The sequence below is a fragment of the Burkholderia contaminans genome (genome assembly GCF_029633825.1).
GTDB classification, from domain to species: domain Bacteria; phylum Pseudomonadota; class Gammaproteobacteria; order Burkholderiales; family Burkholderiaceae; genus Burkholderia; species Burkholderia contaminans.
Genome location: NZ_CP090640.1, coordinates 2,230,357 through 2,247,461 on the forward strand (window position 1 = coordinate 2,230,357; position 17,105 = coordinate 2,247,461).

At 65.7% G+C, this 17,105-nt stretch carries 19 protein-coding genes and 1 pseudogene; 18 read left to right on the forward strand and 2 right to left on the reverse strand.

Annotated elements, in window-relative coordinates:
* Positions 1 to 4 precede the first annotated feature (4 nt).
* The 3 genes and pseudogenes from LXE91_RS10435 to LXE91_RS10445 all read left to right on the forward strand — a co-directional run bounded on the left by LXE91_RS10435 (position 5) and on the right by LXE91_RS10445 (position 2,068).
* A pseudogene (locus LXE91_RS10435) lies at positions 5 to 665 on the forward strand (HAD-IA family hydrolase).
* Positions 662 to 1,063 (forward strand): Rieske (2Fe-2S) protein, encoded by a 402-nt coding sequence (locus LXE91_RS10440; RefSeq protein WP_039348429.1) that lies wholly within the window; start codon positions 662 to 664, stop codon positions 1,061 to 1,063. The pseudogene LXE91_RS10435 and the gene LXE91_RS10440 overlap by 4 nt, the downstream one beginning before the upstream one ends.
* A 12-nt stretch (positions 1,064 to 1,075) precedes the next feature.
* Positions 1,076 to 2,068 carry a S49 family peptidase gene (locus tag LXE91_RS10445; RefSeq protein WP_039348427.1) on the forward strand — a complete coding sequence of 331 codons (993 nt, stop codon included), beginning with the start codon at positions 1,076 to 1,078 and terminating at the stop codon, positions 2,066 to 2,068.
* A 57-nt stretch (positions 2,069 to 2,125) separates the two neighbouring features.
* Here the strand turns inward: LXE91_RS10445 and LXE91_RS10450 are convergent, their stop codons facing one another.
* Together LXE91_RS10450 and LXE91_RS10455 are read right to left on the reverse strand one after the other, a co-directional pair.
* On the reverse strand, positions 2,126 to 2,848 hold the full coding sequence (locus LXE91_RS10450; protein ID WP_039348425.1) for an SAM-dependent methyltransferase: 723 nt from the start codon (positions 2,846 to 2,848) through the stop codon (positions 2,126 to 2,128).
* Positions 2,845 to 3,477, reverse strand: a complete 633-nt coding sequence (locus LXE91_RS10455) for a Maf-like protein (RefSeq protein ID WP_039348423.1) — start codon at positions 3,475 to 3,477, stop codon at positions 2,845 to 2,847. The genes LXE91_RS10450 and LXE91_RS10455 overlap by 4 nt, the downstream gene beginning before the upstream one ends.
* Before the next feature lie 230 nt (positions 3,478 to 3,707).
* Between LXE91_RS10455 and LXE91_RS10460 the strand changes: the two genes are divergently transcribed.
* The 15 genes from LXE91_RS10460 to lepA all read left to right on the forward strand — a co-directional run bounded on the left by LXE91_RS10460 (position 3,708) and on the right by lepA (position 17,097).
* Positions 3,708 to 4,343, forward strand: coding sequence for a YceD family protein (locus LXE91_RS10460; protein ID WP_039348421.1), 636 nt, complete (start codon positions 3,708 to 3,710; stop codon positions 4,341 to 4,343).
* Between the two features lie 98 nt (positions 4,344 to 4,441).
* Positions 4,442 to 4,621 (forward strand): 50S ribosomal protein L32, encoded by a 180-nt coding sequence (gene rpmF / locus LXE91_RS10465; protein ID WP_006051932.1) that lies wholly within the window; start codon positions 4,442 to 4,444, stop codon positions 4,619 to 4,621.
* Between the two features lie 129 nt (positions 4,622 to 4,750).
* Complete coding sequence (gene plsX, locus LXE91_RS10470; RefSeq protein ID WP_039348406.1) at positions 4,751 to 5,857, forward strand: phosphate acyltransferase PlsX; 1,107 nt, start codon at positions 4,751 to 4,753, stop codon at positions 5,855 to 5,857.
* Positions 5,858 to 6,847, forward strand: coding sequence for a beta-ketoacyl-ACP synthase III (locus tag LXE91_RS10475; RefSeq protein ID WP_039348403.1), 990 nt, complete (start codon positions 5,858 to 5,860; stop codon positions 6,845 to 6,847). It begins immediately after the preceding gene.
* A gap of 83 nt (positions 6,848 to 6,930) precedes the next feature.
* On the forward strand, positions 6,931 to 7,863 hold the full coding sequence (gene fabD / locus LXE91_RS10480; protein ID WP_039348400.1) for an ACP S-malonyltransferase: 933 nt from the start codon (positions 6,931 to 6,933) through the stop codon (positions 7,861 to 7,863).
* A 36-nt stretch (positions 7,864 to 7,899) separates the two neighbouring features.
* Positions 7,900 to 8,649 (forward strand): 3-oxoacyl-ACP reductase FabG, encoded by a 750-nt coding sequence (gene fabG / locus LXE91_RS10485; protein ID WP_006476504.1) that lies wholly within the window; start codon positions 7,900 to 7,902, stop codon positions 8,647 to 8,649.
* Positions 8,650 to 8,793: 144 nt separating this feature from the next.
* On the forward strand, positions 8,794 to 9,033 hold the full coding sequence (gene acpP / locus LXE91_RS10490; protein WP_004197638.1) for an acyl carrier protein: 240 nt from the start codon (positions 8,794 to 8,796) through the stop codon (positions 9,031 to 9,033).
* A 167-nt stretch (positions 9,034 to 9,200) separates the two neighbouring features.
* Positions 9,201 to 10,433 (forward strand): beta-ketoacyl-ACP synthase II, encoded by a 1,233-nt coding sequence (gene fabF / locus LXE91_RS10495; protein ID WP_039348395.1) that lies wholly within the window; start codon positions 9,201 to 9,203, stop codon positions 10,431 to 10,433.
* A gap of 12 nt (positions 10,434 to 10,445) precedes the next feature.
* Positions 10,446 to 10,910: a hypothetical protein gene (locus LXE91_RS10500; RefSeq protein ID WP_039348392.1), complete on the forward strand. Its 465-nt coding sequence runs from the start codon at positions 10,446 to 10,448 to the stop codon at positions 10,908 to 10,910.
* 91 nt (positions 10,911 to 11,001) lie between these two features.
* Complete coding sequence (rpoE, locus tag LXE91_RS10505; protein ID WP_006490873.1) at positions 11,002 to 11,601, forward strand: RNA polymerase sigma factor RpoE; 600 nt, start codon at positions 11,002 to 11,004, stop codon at positions 11,599 to 11,601.
* An 86-nt stretch (positions 11,602 to 11,687) separates the two neighbouring features.
* A complete protein-coding gene (locus LXE91_RS10510; protein ID WP_027788009.1) occupies positions 11,688 to 12,305 on the forward strand; it encodes a sigma-E factor negative regulatory protein in 618 nt (205 codons plus the stop codon).
* A 5-nt stretch (positions 12,306 to 12,310) separates the two neighbouring features.
* Positions 12,311 to 13,363: a MucB/RseB C-terminal domain-containing protein gene (locus tag LXE91_RS10515; RefSeq protein WP_039348382.1), complete on the forward strand. Its 1,053-nt coding sequence runs from the start codon at positions 12,311 to 12,313 to the stop codon at positions 13,361 to 13,363.
* Positions 13,364 to 13,379: 16 nt separating this feature from the next.
* Complete coding sequence (locus LXE91_RS10520) at positions 13,380 to 14,882, forward strand: DegQ family serine endoprotease (RefSeq protein ID WP_039348378.1); 1,503 nt, start codon at positions 13,380 to 13,382, stop codon at positions 14,880 to 14,882.
* 7 nt (positions 14,883 to 14,889) lie between these two features.
* Complete coding sequence (locus tag LXE91_RS10525; protein WP_039348375.1) at positions 14,890 to 15,132, forward strand: glutaredoxin family protein; 243 nt, start codon at positions 14,890 to 14,892, stop codon at positions 15,130 to 15,132.
* A gap of 171 nt (positions 15,133 to 15,303) precedes the next feature.
* A complete protein-coding gene (gene lepA, locus LXE91_RS10530; protein WP_039348372.1) occupies positions 15,304 to 17,097 on the forward strand; it encodes a translation elongation factor 4 in 1,794 nt (597 codons plus the stop codon).
* The last annotated feature ends 8 nt before the right edge of the window (positions 17,098 to 17,105 follow it).

Sequence of the window (17,105 nt, forward strand, 5' to 3'; positions counted from 1 at the left end):
CCGCATGGCTCGACAGCAATTTGACCTGATCGTCTTCGACTGGGACGGCACGCTGATGGATTCGACTGCGCACATCGCGCACAGCATCCAGGCCGCATGCCGCGATCTCGGCTTGCCCACGCCGTCCGACGAGGCGTCACGCTACGTGATCGGCCTCGGCCTGCGCGATGCGCTGCAGATTACGGCTCCGACCCTCGATCCGTCCGACTATTCTCGGCTCGCCGAGCGCTACCGCCATCACTATCTGCTCGACGACCAGCGCATCGAGTTGTTCGCCGGTGTGCGCGAACTGCTCGCCGAGCTGCGCGACACGGGCTATCTGCTCGCCGTTGCTACCGGCAAGGGCCGGGTCGGGTTGAACCGCGTGCTCGACCAGTCGAAGCTGACGAGCCTGTTCGATGCGACGCGCTGCGCCGACGAAACCTTCTCGAAACCGCATCCGGCGATGCTGCACGAACTGTCCCGCGAATTGGGGCAGGATCTGTCGCGCACCGTGATGATCGGCGACACGACGCACGACCTGCAGATGGCCGCGAGTGCCGGGGCCGCTGGCGTCGGCGTCGCGTACGGCGCGCACACGGCCGACGCACTGGCTGCGCTCGCGCCGCGCTTCGTCGCGCCGGACGTCGGCGGCGCTGGCCGCGTGGCTGCGGGAGCACGCATGAGCGCGGTGCCGGACGCCGTGCGCGTGTGCGCATCGGATGCACTGGCCGACGGCGGCGCCGGCGTGCGCGTCGACGCGACGCTGCGCGGCGAGCAGGCCGTCGTGTTCTTCGTGCGCTACGAGGGCCAGGCATACGGTTACCTGAATCGCTGCGCGCATGTGCCGATGGAGCTCGACTGGGCCGAAGGGCAGTTCTTCGAATCCTCGGGCCTCTATCTGATGTGCGCGACACATGGCGCGATCTACGAGCCGAACACCGGCAAGTGCGTCGGCGGCCCGTGCCGCGGTGGCCGCCTGCGGCCGGTCGAGGTCGACGAGCGCGACACCTCCGACGGGCGTGCGGTATTCTGGGTGCCCGACGCCGACCTGCGTCCCGCTGTTTCCGCCACGACCGACTGACGACAACCCTGCATGGCCGACCAACCGAATTCCCCGGATTCCTCCTCCCGTCCCGACAGCCGTGAACCGAACTGGGAGCGTGCGGCGCTCGAGCGGATCGCGCTCGCGGCCGTCAAGGAGCAGCGCGCGGCGCGACGCTGGAAGATCTTCTTCCGCTTCGCGTTCCTCGCCGTGTTCGTGCTGTTCGCGTTCGCGCTGATCGATTTTTCGAGCGATTCGAAGTTTTCGTCGAGCGGGCGGCATACGGCGCTCGTGACGATCGACGGCGAGATCGCGGCCGGCGTGAACGCAAATGCCGACGACATCAACACCGCGCTCGACGCCGCGTTCGAAGACGACGGCACGGCCGGTGTCGTGCTGCGGATCAACAGTCCGGGCGGCAGCCCGGTGCAGGCCGGGATGGTCTACGACGAGATCCGCCGGCTGCGCGCGAAGCATCCGGACAAGCCGCTGTATGTCGTCGTGACCGACATGTGCGCATCGGGCGGCTATTACATCGCGTCTGCGGCCGACAAGATCTTCGTCGACAAGGCGAGCATCGTCGGCTCGATCGGCGTGCTGATGGACGGGTTCGGCTTTACCGGGCTGATGGGCAAGCTCGGTGTCGATCGGCGCCTGCATACGTCGGGCGAAAACAAGGGCTTCTACGACCCGTTCTCGCCGGAAACGCCGAAGATGGACGCGCACGCGCAGGCATTGCTCGACCAGGTGCACGCGCAGTTCATCAAGGCTGTGAAGGATGGCCGCGGCAAGCGGCTGCACGAGACGCCCGACATGTTCTCGGGCCTGTTCTGGACCGGCGAGAAGAGCGTCGAGCTCGGGCTTGCGGACGGTTACGGTACGACCGACACGGTCGCGCGCGACGTGCTGAAGGCGCCGGATCTCGTCGACTACACGGTGAAGGAAAGCCTGACGAACCGCGTTGCGCGCAAGTTCGGCGCGGCCGTCGGCGGCGCCGCGATGAAGGCGCTGACGACCGGCGGCGCGTCGGTCAGCCTGCGCTGACCGGAGGCGGGCGGGCCGGAATGGCCCGCCGTTCGCCTGGCGGATCGCCTGCCGCGTTCAGTTCGCCAGCAGCAGGAAGATGGCAGGGCGCTTGTGCAGATTCGGCGCAGGCGCCTTTTTCCAGTCCGTGACGGTCCGGCTCGCGATCGTCTCCGTCGCGAGGGTCAGGTCGGCTGCGACGCAGATCTGCGTCGACGGCGCGCAGGTCGCGACGAGCGTGTCGAGCATCGCCTGATTCCGGTACGGCGTTTCGATGAAGATCTGCGTCTGGCGGGCCTTGCGTGACAGTTGCTCGAGTTCGCGCAGGCGTTTCGCTCGTGCCGCCGCGTCGACCGGCAGGTAGCCGTTGAACGCGAAGCTCTGGCCGTTCAGGCCCGATGCCATCAGTGCGAGCAGGATCGAACTCGGTCCGACCAGCGGTACGACTTTCACGCCGCGCTCGTGCGCGCGGCGCACCAGCATGGCGCCGGGATCGGCGACGGCCGGGCAGCCGGCTTCGGACACGAGGCCGGCGTCCGCGCCGGCCAGCACGGGCGCGAGCAGCCGGTCGATGGCGCCGGCCGGCGTGTTGACGTTCAGTTCGCTGATCTCGATTTCCTGGATCGGGCGTGTGGTGCCGATCTTCTTCAGAAACGCACGCGTCGTCTTCGCGTTCTCGCCGATGTAATAACCGAGCGTGCCGGCGCGCGCCTGCACGGCCGCGGGCAGGACGGCCGCGAGCATCGATTCGTCGCCTTCGCCGAGCGTGTTCGGGACGAGGTAAAGCGTGCCGGCGGTCATGCGCGGTCTCCACGGGTGGTTGCAAACAATGGATAGTCGGCGGCGCGCAGCATGCGCGTGAGCGCGATCAGCGGCAGGCCGACGAGCGCGGTCGGATCGTTCGAGTCGATCGCGTCGAGCAGTGCGATGCCGAGCCCTTCGGACTTCGCGCTGCCGGCGACGTCGTACGGCGTTTCGGCGCGCAGGTACGCGTCGAGTTCGGCCTCGGGCAGCGAGCGGAAACGCACGCGCGTGACGATGTCCTCGACCTGCGCTTCACCCGTCCGGCTGTCGTACAGGCACAGCGCGCTGTGGAATTCGACTTCGCGGCCCTGCATCGACACGAGTTGCGCGAGCGCGCGCTCATGGGTGCCGGGCTTGCCGATCTGGAGCCCGTCGAAGGTCGCGACCTGGTCCGACCCGATCACGAGCACGCCGTCCGGTGCGTCGATGGTGGCGGCGACGGCGCGCGCTTTCGCGCCGGCGAGCCGCAGGGCGGTCGCGGCCGGCGTTTCGCCGTCGTGCGGGGTTTCGTCGAGGTCGGGCGACACGACGTCGAAGGGGACGCCGAGGCGCTCGAGGAGCGCGCGGCGGTAGCGTGAACTGGAGGCAAGAATCAGCCGCGGTGGGCGGCAAGCGGTATCCGGCATGGTCGGTTGGATCGGTGAGTCGTCGGGTGTTGTGCGGCGTTGCGCGGACGCAAGCTTAAGTGATTGACCGCAAAAGGTAAAACAGGTATGCTTTCCCGCTTTTCGTCGGCAGGCTTCCGTTGTGGTGGCGCCTGTCGGGTCTTCGGAAGTAAAGTACGTCATCCGCGGATGAGCCGTACGCGAGCGGTACCAAGCCGGATCCGCAAGTCAGCCTGTAGGCAGGAGCGCACATGAACACTTCTTCTGGCAAACCGGCTGCGGCGCTTGATCCGCATGCGATCGACCTGTTCGAGTTCGCCCGCAGCGGGCGGCAGGCAGCAGGTGCGGTGCGCCTCTCGCAACTGCCGCGCATGTTAAACGAAGTGCCTGCGGACGCGCCAGATCGCGACACGGTCTTCACATGGCAGGCGGAAGGGTTCACCCAGAAGGAGTTGCAGGACGACGGCGCCGATGGGCAGCAGCCGTATCTGCGCCTTGCGGTGCACGGCCAGGCGTGGCTCACGTGCCAGCGCTGCATGACCCCGTACGACCAGACGTTCGACGTCGACATGACGTACCGGGTCGTCGCGACCGAAGAAGAAGCTGAAGAATTTCCGCTCGACGACGATGAAGCCGATGTGATCGTGGGCTCACGCCAGTTCGATCTCGTCGACTTGATCGAAGAGGAATTGCTGCTTTCGTTGCCGCTCGTGCCCAAGCACGAGGTTTGCCCGGCAGTTCACGAAAGCCTCGTGTCGGGTGCGAGCGGTCCTGTGGAAGAGGCGGACGAAGAGTCCGGCGAAACCGCGGACGAAGGCAAACGGCCGAATCCGTTCGCAGCGCTGGAAGCGCTGAAGAAGGACGGTGACGGCACCAAGAAACACTAAGCAGTTGTGGCGCGGGAAGGCGTAAAGGCTTTGGGCCAGGGTAGTTAAGCGCCGGATCGGGCTGTGTTAGAATCCGGAAAATTATTTAGGAGTTAGTCATGGCAGTCCAGCAAAACAAGAAGTCGCCGTCGAAGCGCGGCATGCATCGTTCGCACGATTTCCTGACGGCAGCGCCGCTGGCAGTCGAGCCGAGCACGGGTGAAGTGCACCTGCGTCACCACGTCAGCCCGAACGGCTACTACCGCGGCAAGAAAGTCGTCAAGACGAAGAACGACTAAGCGTCAAGTCACGCGTTGCGCGCTACGCTTGCCGTTCGCGTGACAACTGGTTCGCTTGACACTTTCCTGGCTCAACAAAAAGGCGGCATTCAACTGCCGCTTTTTTGTGCCTGAAATTCGTCGCATTCCATGACCGTAAAGCTCACAATCGATTGCATGGGAGGCGACCACGGCCCGTCCGTGACCGTTCCCGCGGCAGTCAAGTTCGTCCGCGCGCATCCCGATGCGCACCTGATGCTCGTCGGCATCGAAAGCGCGATCCGCGCTCAGCTGAAAAAGCTGAAAGCCCTCGACGATCCCGCGCTGACCATCGTTCCCGCCACCGAAGTCGTGGCGATGGACGACCCGGTCGAAGTGGCGCTGCGCAAGAAGAAGGATTCTTCGATGCGCGTCGCACTCAACCACGTCAAGGAAGGCGCGGCGCAGGCCTGCATCTCCGCCGGCAACACCGGCGCGCTGATGGCTGTTTCCCGTTACGTACTCAAGACGCTGCCCGGCATCGAGCGGCCCGCGATCGCGTTCGCACTGCCGAACCCGACCGGCTATACGATGATGCTGGACCTCGGCGCGAACGTCGACTGCGAACCGCAGCACCTGCTGCAGTTCGCGGAAATGGGGCACGCGCTCGTGGCGGCGCTCGAAGGCAAGGAGCGTCCGACGATCGGCCTGCTGAACATCGGCGAAGAGGTGATCAAGGGCAACGAGACGATCAAGCGCGCAGGCGAACTGCTGCGCGCCAGCACGCTCAATTTCCGCGGCAACGTCGAAGGCAACGACATCTACAAGGGCACGGTCGACGTGATCGTGTGCGACGGCTTCGTCGGCAACGTCGCGCTGAAGACGTCCGAGGGGCTCGCACAGATGCTGTCGGACATCATCCGTGAGGAGTTCGGCCGTTCGCTGATGTCGAAGCTGATGGCGCTGCTCGCGCTACCCGTCCTGATGCGGTTCAAGAAGCGCGTCGACCACCGCCAGTACAATGGCGCGGCGCTGCTGGGGCTGAAAAGCCTCGTGATCAAGAGCCACGGTTCGGCCGATGCCTACGCGTTTGAGTGGGCGATCAAACGCGGGTATGATGCCGTCAAAAACGGCGTGCTGGAGCGCCTCGCGCGCGCGATGGCGGATAATTCAGTGTCGCTCGGCGAAGGCGAACACGACGCGGGCGGTGCGGGCCATGCAAGCCCTGCCGCAGGCCATCACGCCGAACCTTCCGCTGCGCAATCCTCTAAAGCATAAATGGCCCAATCGACTCTCTATTCCCGCGTGCTCGGCACGGGCAGCTACCTGCCGCCTGACCGCGTCACGAACCAGCAGTTGACCGATCGTCTTGCGAAGGAAGGCATCGAGACGAGCGATGAATGGATCGTTGCGCGCACGGGTATCCATGCGCGCCATTTCGCCGCACCGGACGTCACGACCAGCGACCTCGCGCTCGAGGCGTCGCGTCGCGCGATCGAAGCCGCCGGCATCGATCCGCAGTCGATCGACCTGATCATCGTCGCGACTTCGACCCCCGATTTCGTGTTCCCGAGCACCGCGTGCCTGTTGCAGAACAAGCTCGGCATCAAGAACGGCGGCGCGGCATTCGACGTGCAGGCCGTGTGTTCGGGCTTCGCGTACGCGGTGGCGACGGCCGACAGCTTCATCCGCAGCGGTCAGCACCGCACGGCGCTCGTCGTCGGTGCTGAGACGTTCTCGCGCATTCTCGATTTCAAGGACCGCACGACCTGCGTGCTGTTCGGTGACGGCGCGGGTGCCGTGATCCTGTCCGCATCGGAAGAGCCGGGCGTGCTCGGCAGCGCGCTGCATGCGGACGGCAGCTATTCGAACATCCTCTGCACGCCGGGCAACGTCAATCGCGGCGTGATCGAGGGCAGCGCGTTCCTGCACATGGACGGGCAGGCCGTGTTCAAGCTCGCGGTCAACGTGCTCGAAAAGGTTGCGATCGAGGCGCTCGCGAAGGCGAATCTCGCGCCCGAGCAGATCGACTGGCTGATTCCGCACCAGGCCAACATTCGCATCATGACCAGCACCTGCCGCAAGCTCGGCCTGCCGCAGGAGCGCATGGTCGTGACGGTCGACCAGCACGGCAACACGTCGGCTGCGTCGATCCCGCTGGCGCTCGACGCCGCGGTGCGCGACGGTCGTATCCAGCGCGGCCAGCACGTGCTGATCGAAGGCGTCGGCGGCGGCTTCACCTGGGGCGCGTCGGTCTTCCGCTACTGATCCGCGGCGCGCGACTGCTGCGCGCGGATCCCATCGGCGCGCCATTCGCGCGCGCCGTCCGAATCGATTCAATTGGGGACGATATGAAATTTGCATTCGTATTTCCGGGGCAGGGCTCGCAGGCGGTCGGCATGCTCAATGCATTCGCCGATCTGGCCGTCGTGCGCGAGACGCTCCAGGAAGCGTCCGATGCACTCAATCAGGATCTCGGCAAGCTGATCGCCGAAGGCCCGGCCGAAGAGCTGAACCTCACCACCAACACGCAGCCCGTGATGCTGACCGCAGCGTATGCGTGCTATCGCGCGTGGCAGCAGGCAGGCGGCCCGGCGCCGGCGATCGTCGCCGGCCACAGCCTCGGTGAATACACGGCGCTCGTCGCTGCAGGCGCGCTCGCGTTCAAGGACGCGGTGCCGCTCGTGCGCTTCCGTGCGCAGGCGATGCAGACGGCCGTGCCGGTCGGCCAGGGCGGCATGGCCGCGATCCTGGGCCTCGACGACGACACGGTGCGCGCGGTCTGCGCCGAAGCCGCGGAAGCGGGCGTCGTCGAAGCGGTAAACTTCAATGCACCCGCACAGGTCGTTATCGCAGGCAACAAGGCCGCAGTCGAAAAGGCCTGCGAGATCGCGAAGGCGAAGGGCGCGAAGCGCGCACTGCCGCTGCCGGTGTCGGCGCCGTTCCATTCGTCGCTGCTCAAGCCGGCGTCGGACCAGTTGCGCGACTATCTTGCGAACGTCGACGTCAAGGCGCCGCAGATTCCGGTCGTCAACAACATCGACGTCGCCGTGGTCAGCGATCCGGCTGCGATCAAGGATGCGCTGGTGCGCCAGGCCGCGGGCCCGGTGCGCTGGGTCGAGTGCGTGCAGCACATCGCGGGCACGGGCGTCACGCACGTGATCGAATGTGGTCCGGGCAAGGTGCTCACCGGCCTGACGAAGCGCATCGACGGCAACCTGACGGGCGCGTCGGTATTCGATCCGGCTTCGCTCGACGAAGCACTCAAGCTGGTGACCGCCTGACGCGGCGCCTTTTCTCAAGAGACGGATATTCGATTCATGGACAAGACTCTCGATAAACAGGTTGCGATCGTCACGGGCGCATCGCGCGGCATCGGCCGCTCGATCGCGCTCGAGCTCGCGCGCCTGGGTGCGACGGTGATCGGCACGGCGACGAGCGAATCGGGCGCCGCTGCGATTACCGCAGCGTTCGCGGAAGCGGGCGTCACGGGCCGCGGCGCGGTGCTGAACGTCAACGACGCGGCAGCCGCCGAGGCGCTGATCGACGCGACCGTGAAGGAATTCGGCGCGCTGAACGTGCTCGTCAACAACGCGGGCATCACGCAGGACCAGCTCGCGATGCGCATGAAGGACGAGGACTGGGACGCGGTGATCGACACCAACCTGAAGTCGGTGTTCCGCCTGTCGCGCGCGGTGCTGCGCCCGATGATGAAGGCGCGTGGCGGCCGCATCATCAACATCACGTCGGTGGTCGGCTCGGCCGGCAACCCGGGCCAGGTCAACTACGCGGCCGCCAAGGCCGGCGTGGCGGGCATGACGCGTGCGCTTGCGCGTGAAATCGGCAGCCGCGGCATCACCGTGAACTGCGTGGCGCCGGGCTTCATCGACACCGACATGACGAAGACGCTGCCGGAAGAACAGCAGGCCGCGCTCAAGACCCAGATTCCGCTCGGCCGCCTCGGCAGCCCGGAAGACATCGCCCATGCCGTCGCGTTCCTCGCATCGCCGCAAGCCGGTTACATCACCGGTACGACGCTGCACGTGAACGGCGGCATGTACATGTCGTAACGATTTTCGTTTACCATCCGCGCCGTATCCCGTTTTTCAGGCGGATCGGCGCTTGATCGACCATCAAGCCAACGCGCGTTTTGGCGTCAGCAAACCTGATAAAATGCGCGCACTTGTAAATCTGAACTTTCCCTCGGAGGGGTAATGGACAACATCGAACAACGTGTCAAGAAGATCGTCGCTGAACAACTGGGCGTCGCGGAAGCCGAGATCAAGAACGAAGCTTCGTTCGTGAACGACCTGGGCGCCGACTCGCTCGACACCGTCGAACTGGTGATGGCTCTGGAAGACGAGTTCGGCATGGAAATCCCGGACGAAGAAGCAGAGAAGATCACGACCGTTCAGCAAGCGATCGACTACGCTCGCGCAAACGTCAAGGCGTAACGAGCGCCTTTCGCGCTTGTCCGCCACGTCGCCGCGATCTTCGCGATTGACGCGCCATCCTGCCGGCTTCGCGCCGGACGGACTAACAGCCACAGGGCTCGCAGGGCTGGTTCCTGTGGCCACTGTGGCTTTTGTTTTTGTCATCCAATAATGGAAAAGAGGTTACCGTGAGCCGCCGTCGTGTTGTTGTTACAGGCCTGGGGCTGATTTCGCCTGTTGGCAATAATGTTGCCGACGGCTGGGCCAATCTCGTCGCCGGCAAGTCCGGTATTGCCACCGTCACGAAGTTCGATGCGTCGAACCTCGCCTGCCATTTCGCGGGTGAAGTGAAGGGTTTCAGCGCCGAGGAGTACATCCCGGCGAAGGAAGCCCGGAACATGGATACGTTCATCCATTACGGCATCGCCGCCGGCGTCCAGGCCATCAAGGACAGCGGGCTGGAAGTGAACGAGGCCAATGCGGAACGCATCGGCGTGCTGGTCGGTTCCGGCATCGGCGGCCTGCCGATGATCGAAGATACCCACCAGACCTACGTCGATCGCGGCGCACGCCGGATTTCGCCGTTCTTCGTGCCGGGTTCGATCATCAACATGATCTCGGGTCACCTGAGCATCATGTTCGGGCTGAAAGGCCCGAACCTCGCGGCTGTCACGGCTTGCACGACCGGCCTGCACAGCATCGGCCTCGCAGCGCGCCTGATCCAGGCCGGCGACGCCGACGTGATGGTCGCGGGCGGCGCCGAATCGACCGTGTCGCCGCTCGGCATCGGCGGTTTCGCGGCCGCGCGCGCGCTGTCGACTCGCAACGACGATCCGGCCACCGCGTCGCGTCCGTGGGACAAGGACCGCGACGGCTTCGTGCTGGGCGAGGGTGCCGGCGTGATGGTGCTCGAGGAGTACGAAGCGGCGAAGGCACGCGGTGCGAAGATCTACGCGGAAGTCTCGGGCTTCGGCATGACGGGCGACGCGTACCACATGACCGCGCCGAACATGGACGGCCCGCGCCGCTGCATGGTCGCGGCACTGCGCGACGCCGGCGTGAACCCGGACGAGGTCCAGTACCTGAACGCGCACGGCACGTCGACGCCGCTGGGCGACAAGAACGAGTCCGACGCGGTGAAGGCGGCCTTCGGCGAGCATGCGTACAAGATCGTCGTGAACTCGACGAAGTCGATGACGGGCCACCTGCTGGGCGGCGCGGGCGGCCTCGAATCGGTGTTCACGGTGCTGGCGCTGCACAACAACGTGTCGCCGCCGACCATCAACATCTTCAACCAGGACCCGGAGTGCGATCTCGACTACTGCGCGAATACCGCGCGTGACATGAAGATCGACGTTGCCGTGAAGAACAACTTCGGCTTCGGCGGTACCAACGGCACGCTGGTGTTCAAGCGCGTCTGACGCCGCAATCGCTTGACGAGTCCATTCGATGCTCCGGCCGGGCGTCCGCAGCGCTTTGCGTTGCGGGCCTCGGCCGTGTCGTATCTCGTGCTGGCCGTGTTCGTCGCTTCGGCTACCGCGTCGGCCTACCTGTTCTGGGCGCCGCGCGCGGGCGCTACCGCCGGCGCAGGCGTGTCGGCCGTGACGGCCGCGCTGCTGGCCGTGTGTGCGGCGCGGGCCTGTGCCCGCCGGCTGCCGGCCGAGTTGCAGATCGACGCCTTCGGGGAAGTCGCGGCGTTTGGCCGCACCGGGCGCCTGCTGGCCCGCGGCCGCGTGACGGGTCATGCGCACTGGAGCAGCCTGCTGCTGGTGCTGTCGGTCGGGCAGGGCGCCCGGCGGGCCCGGCCGCTGCTGATTCCGGCCGATGCGCTCGACGCCGCATCGTTCAGCGCGCTTTCCGTGCTGGCGCGAACGGCGGGCGCGGCGGGGCGGGTTTGACGGCGGCACGGTTACCTACCGTAACCAGCGGCCGGCGCGGGAACGCTACAATAGCGCTCCGCGTTGCATCCCTAGTTAACGGATTTGTCAGGTGAGTGAAAAAGAAATCGATCAGGCTCTGGTCGAGCGCGTACAGAAGGGCGACAAGGCAGCGTTCGAACTCCTGGTCTCCAAATACCACCGCAAGATCATTCGGCTGATCTCGCGCCTCGTGCGGGATCCCGCCGAGGTCGAGGATGTGGCCCAGGACGCGTTCATCAAGGCGTATCGTGCGCTGCCGCAATTCCGCGGCGAATCGGCGTTCTATACGTGGTTGTACCGAATTGCCGTCAACACGGCGAAGAACTACCTTGCGACGCAAGGCCGCCGGGCGCCGACCTCGACCGAGGCCGATGCGGAGGAAGCGGAAACTTTCTCCGACGCAGACCAACTAAGGGATATCAACACGCCTGAGTCGATGTTGATGAGCAAGCAGATTGCCGAGACGGTCAACGCTGCCATGGCTCTGCTGCCCGAAGAACTGCGCCAGGCAATTACGCTGCGCGAGATCGAGGGCCTGAGCTACGAAGAGATCGCGGAAATGATGGGCTGTCCGATCGGGACGGTCCGGTCGCGGATCTTCCGCGCACGCGAGGCAATCGCTGCCAAATTGCGTCCGCTGCTCGATACGCCCGAAGGCAAGCGCTGGTAAGCGCGACAGGCGGAGCGACGCGGGTCGGGGTCTAGTTACGGTTAGAGTCGTGAAGTCACGACGGGGTGTGCAAGATGGGGAGCATCATGGGGTCGGTCAATACGCAGTCGCAGGCGTGCTCGCGCGGCGAGCGCCTTTCCGCGCTGGTCGACGGCGAAATGTTCGATGGCCCGGACAACGGGCAGTTTCTGGCTGAGCTCAACCGCGCGGATCGCGCTGCGTGGGCCCATTACCACCTGATCGGCGATGCGCTGCGCTCGGACGAGCTCGCGCTGTCGCCTGCGCTGAGCGTTGCGTTCACCGCGCGCATGTCGGCTGCGCTCGAAAGCGAGCCGCACCTGCTCGCGCCGGCAGCCGCACCCGTCGCGCGCAAGCTGCTGTCGCTGCGCCGGCGCGTCGTGCCCGCGTTCGCGGTCGCTGCCGCGGCGGCCACGCTGACGTGGATCGTCGTCCCGCAAATGCAGACGGCCGGTGCCCCGGGCGCCGTCCAGGTCGCGTCGGCCGGTGCGCCGCAAGGCGGCAACCTGCAGCGCGTGACGGTTGCGCAGGCATCGGCCCAGCCGGGCCTGCAGGACGTCAACATCATCCGCGACGCCAGCCTCGACCAATATCTTGAAGCGCACCAGCAATTCGCGCAGCAGCCCGTCGTCACGGGTTCGATGCCGCTGATCCGCGCTGCCGTGACCACCACGCCAGGCCAATAAACCCGATGCGGACATTGCAGTTGAATCACGCCATCTCCGGATGGAAGCGGTTGCCGGCCCTCCTGCTTTGCGCAGCCGCCCTGTTGTCCGTTCAATCACTTCCTGCCAGCGCCCAGCAACCGGACGATCCCGTCGCGACCCGCAAGGGTGCCGCCGACTGGCTCGACCGTGTCCAGCAAGCGGCGCAGCAGCAGAGCTACGAAGGCACGTTCGTCTACCAGCGCGGCGGGTATGTCCAGTCGTCGCGCATCGCGCACGTCGCGTCCCGCGACGGCGAGTTCGAGCGTATCGAGACGCTCGACGGCAAGCCGCGCAAGCTGCTGCGGCATAACGACGAGCTGTACACGTTCGTACCCGAGCGCAAGCTGTGCGTGGTCGAGCGCCGCCAGACGCGCGACTCGTTCCCCGCGCTGCTCGGCGCGAGCGGCGAGCACGTGATGTCCGTCTACGACGCGAAGTCGCTCGGCAAGGACCGCGTGGCGGGAATCGACGCGCAGGTGGTCGAGCTCGTGCCCAAGGATGCGTACCGCTTCACGTACAAGCTGTGGGCCGACGCGCGCACCGGGCTGCTGCTGCGCTCGCAGACGCTCGATGCGAACGATCACGTGCTCGAGCAGATCGCGTTTTCGCAACTGCAGACGGGCGGTGCAAGCGGCGACAAGGCCGCAATCGCGGCCGGCATGCGCAACCTGAACGGCTGGACGGTCGTACGGCCGCCGGTCGCGACGGTCGACATGGAAGCGCAAGGCTGGCAGCTCGCCCCGAGCGTGGCCGGTTTCCAGAAGATTCGCGAAGTGCGCCGGCCGATGGCCGCGCGTGACGCGGGCGAGCCGCCGATCCCGGTCGATCAGGCCGTCTTCACCGACGGTCTCGCGACGATCTCGGTTTTCATCGAGCCGGCCGAAAAGAATACGCGCAAGGAAGGCGCGGGCAGCACCGGTGCAACGAACGTTCTCGTGAAGCGCCGCGGCGACTACTGGATCACCGTGCTCGGCGAAGTGCCGCCGGCTACGTTGCAACAGTTCGCGTCTGCCATAGAATACAAGGCTTCCAAGTAACGCTACGGCTTCCGACATGATGAAACTCACGCTGCGCAAATGGCTCGCAGCGGCGGCGCTGTCTGCCTGCCTGCCGCTCGTGCCGCATACCGCGTTCGCGGTGACGGCTCCCGCTGCCAGCCTGCCCGACTTCGCCGACCTGGTCGAGAAGGTCGGGCCGGCCGTCGTGAACATCCGGACAACCGCCAACGTGCCGACGAGCAGCGGCCCGCGCGGGATGCTCCCGCCGGGCTTCGACAACGGCGACATGTCGGAATTCTTCCGGCGCTTCTTCGGCATTCCGTTGCCGCAGGCGCCCGGCAACGGTAGCGGCAATGGCGGCGGCAATCCGAAGAACGCGCCGACGCCGGACAATCCGCCCGACACCGAACAGAATCGCGGCGTCGGCTCGGGCTTCATCGTGTCGGCCGACGGTTACGTGATGACCAATGCGCACGTCGTCGACGACGCGGACACCATCTACGTGACGCTGACCGACAAGCGCGAATTCAAGGCGAAGCTGATCGGCGTCGACGATCGCACGGACGTCGCGGTCGTCAAGATCCAGGCGTCGAACCTGCCGGTCGTCGCGATCGGCGATTCGAACAGGGTGCGCGTCGGCGAGTGGGTCGTCGCGATCGGTTCGCCGTTCGGCCTCGACAACACGGTCACGGCCGGCATCGTCAGCTCGAAGAGCCGCAACACGGGCGACTACCTGCCGTTCATCCAGACCGACGTCGCCGTGAACCCGGGCAACTCGGGCGGCCCGCTGATCAACATGCAGGGCGAGGTGATCGGCATCAACTCGCAGATCTACAGCCGTACCGGCGGCTTCATGGGCATCTCGTTCGCGATTCCGATCGACGAGGCGATGCGCGTGGCCGACCAGCTGAAGGCGACGGGCAAGGTCACGCGCGGCCGGATCGCGGTCGCGATCGGCGAGGTGACGAAGGACGTGGCCGATTCGATCGGGCTGCCGAAGGCCGAGGGCGCGCTCGTCAGCAGCGTCGAGCCGGGCGGTCCGGCCGACAAGGCAGGCATCCAGCCGGGCGACATTATCCTGAAGTTCAATGGCCGTTCGGTCGACACGGCGTCGGACCTGCCGCGCATGGTCGGCGACACGAAGCCCGGCACGAAGGCGACGGTCAGCGTGTGGCGCAAGGGTCAGGCACGCGATCTGCCGATCACGATCGCTGAAACGCCGGCCGAAACGACGGCGAAGGCCGAGCAGCGCAAGAACGCGCCGCAGAAGCCGCGCCAGACCAATTCGCTCGGTCTGACGGTCAGTGACCTGACGGCCGACCAGATGAAGACGCTGAAGCTGAAGAACGGCGTGCAGATCGACGGCGTCGACGGCCCGGCCGCCCGTGCGGGCCTGCAGCGCGGTGACATCGTGCTGCGCGTCGGCGACACCGACATCACGAACGCGAAGCAGTTCGCCGAAGTGACTGCGCAGCTCGATCCGCAGAAGGCGGTTGCGGTGCTGGTGCGGCGTGGCGACAACACGCAGTTCGTGCCCGTGCGGCCGCGCCAGAAGTAACGCGCCGATGTTCACGCTCTACGGCCGCGGCTGGTGCCACCTGTGCGACGACATGCGCGACGCACTGGCGCCGGTGGCGGCCGAATTCGGTGTCGCGGTCGATTACGTCGACATCGACGCCGACGAGGCGCTCGTCGCCCGCTACGACGAGGACGTGCCCGTGCTGCTGTTGGACGGAGCGGAGGTATGCCGCCACCGGTTCGACGACGCCCGGGTGCGCGATGCGCTGACGGCCCGGCGACGAGCCTGACCTGCCTCCGGCGGGCGTCGCTTCGCATGGGGCTCGACCCGGCGGGCGCCCCCGGCGTTGGAAATACCGCCCGGCGAAGGCCTTTTCGGCTAAAATAAGCCGTTTTTTCACCGACTTACAAGGCGTGCTCCGCAGTCGTCGAGCGCGCCTTTTTCGCTTGATCGGCACTGAATGGATCATATTCGCAATTTCTCGATCATCGCCCACATCGACCATGGCAAGTCGACGCTCGCGGATCGCATCATCCAGGTATGCGGCGGCCTCGCCGACCGTGAAATGGAAGCGCAGGTGCTCGACTCGATGGATATCGAGCGCGAGCGCGGCATCACGATCAAGGCGCAAACTGCCGCGCTGTCCTATCGCGCGCGCGACGGCAAGGTCTACAACCTGAACCTGATCGATACGCCGGGGCACGTCGACTTCTCGTACGAGGTCAGCCGTTCGCTGTCCGCGTGCGAAGGTGCGCTGCTCGTGGTCGACGCGAGCCAGGGCGTCGAGGCGCAGACGGTCGCGAACTGCTATACGGCAATCGAGCTCGGCGTCGAGGTCGTGCCGGTGCTGAACAAGATCGACCTGCCGGCCGCGAACCCCGAGAACGCGATCGAGGAGATCGAGGACGTGATCGGCATCGACGCGACCGACGCGACACGCTGCAGCGCGAAGACGGGTCTCGGCGTCGAGGACGTGCTCGAAGCACTGATCGCGAAGGTGCCGCCGCCGAAGGGCGATCCGGCCGCGCCGCTGCAGGCGCTGATCATCGACTCCTGGTTCGACAACTACGTCGGCGTCGTGATGCTCGTGCGTATCGTCAACGGCACGCTGCGTCCGAAGGACAAGATCAAGATGATGGCGACCGGCGCGCAGTATCCGGTCGAGCACGTCGGTGTATTCACGCCGAAGTCGCGCAATCTCGATTCGCTGTCGGCAGGGCAGGTCGGCTTCATCATCGCCGGCATCAAGGAATTGACGGCCGCTAAGGTCGGCGACACCGTCACGCACGCGACCAAGGCGGCCGCCGAGCCACTGCCGGGCTTCAAGGAAGTGAAGCCGCAGGTGTTCGCGGGGCTGTATCCGGTCGAGGCGAACCAGTACGACGCGCTGCGCGAATCGCTCGAGAAGCTGAAGCTGAACGACGCATCGCTGCAGTACGAGCCGGAAGTGTCGCAGGCGCTCGGGTTCGGTTTCCGCTGCGGCTTCCTCGGGTTGCTGCACATGGAAATCGTGCAGGAGCGGCTCGAGCGCGAGTTCGACATGGACCTCATCACGACCGCACCGACGGTCGTCTACGAGGTCGTACAGAGCGACGGCTCGAAGATCATGGTCGAGAACCCGGCGAAGATGCCGGATCCGGGCCGCATCGCCGAAGTCCGCGAGCCGATCGTCACCGTGAACCTGTACATGCCGCAGGACTACGTGGGCTCGGTGATCACGCTGTGCGAGCAGAAGCGCGGCTCGCAGATCAACATGCAGTATCACGGCCGCCAGGTGCAGCTCACGTACGAGATCCCGATGGCCGAGATCGTGCTCGACTTCTTCGATCGCCTGAAGTCGGTGTCGCGCGGCTATGCGTCGATGGACTACGAGTTCAAGGAATACCGTTCGTCGGACGTCGTGAAGGTCGACATGCTGATCAACGGCGACAAGGTCGATGCGCTGTCGATCATCGTGCACCGTTCGCAGTCGCAATATCGCGGCCGTGAAGTCGCCGCGAAGATGCGCGAGATCATTCCGCGCCAGATGTACGACGTGGCGATCCAGGCCGCGATCGGCGCGCACATCGTCGCGCGCGAGAACATCAAGGCGCTGCGCAAGAACGTGCTCGCGAAGTGCTACGGCGGCGACATCTCGCGAAAGAAGAAGCTGCTCGAGAAGCAGAAAGAAGGTAAGAAACGCATGAAGCAGGTGGGTTCGGTCGAGATCCCGCAGGAAGCGTTCCTCGCGATCTTGCGCGTCGAAGACAAATAACAGGACTG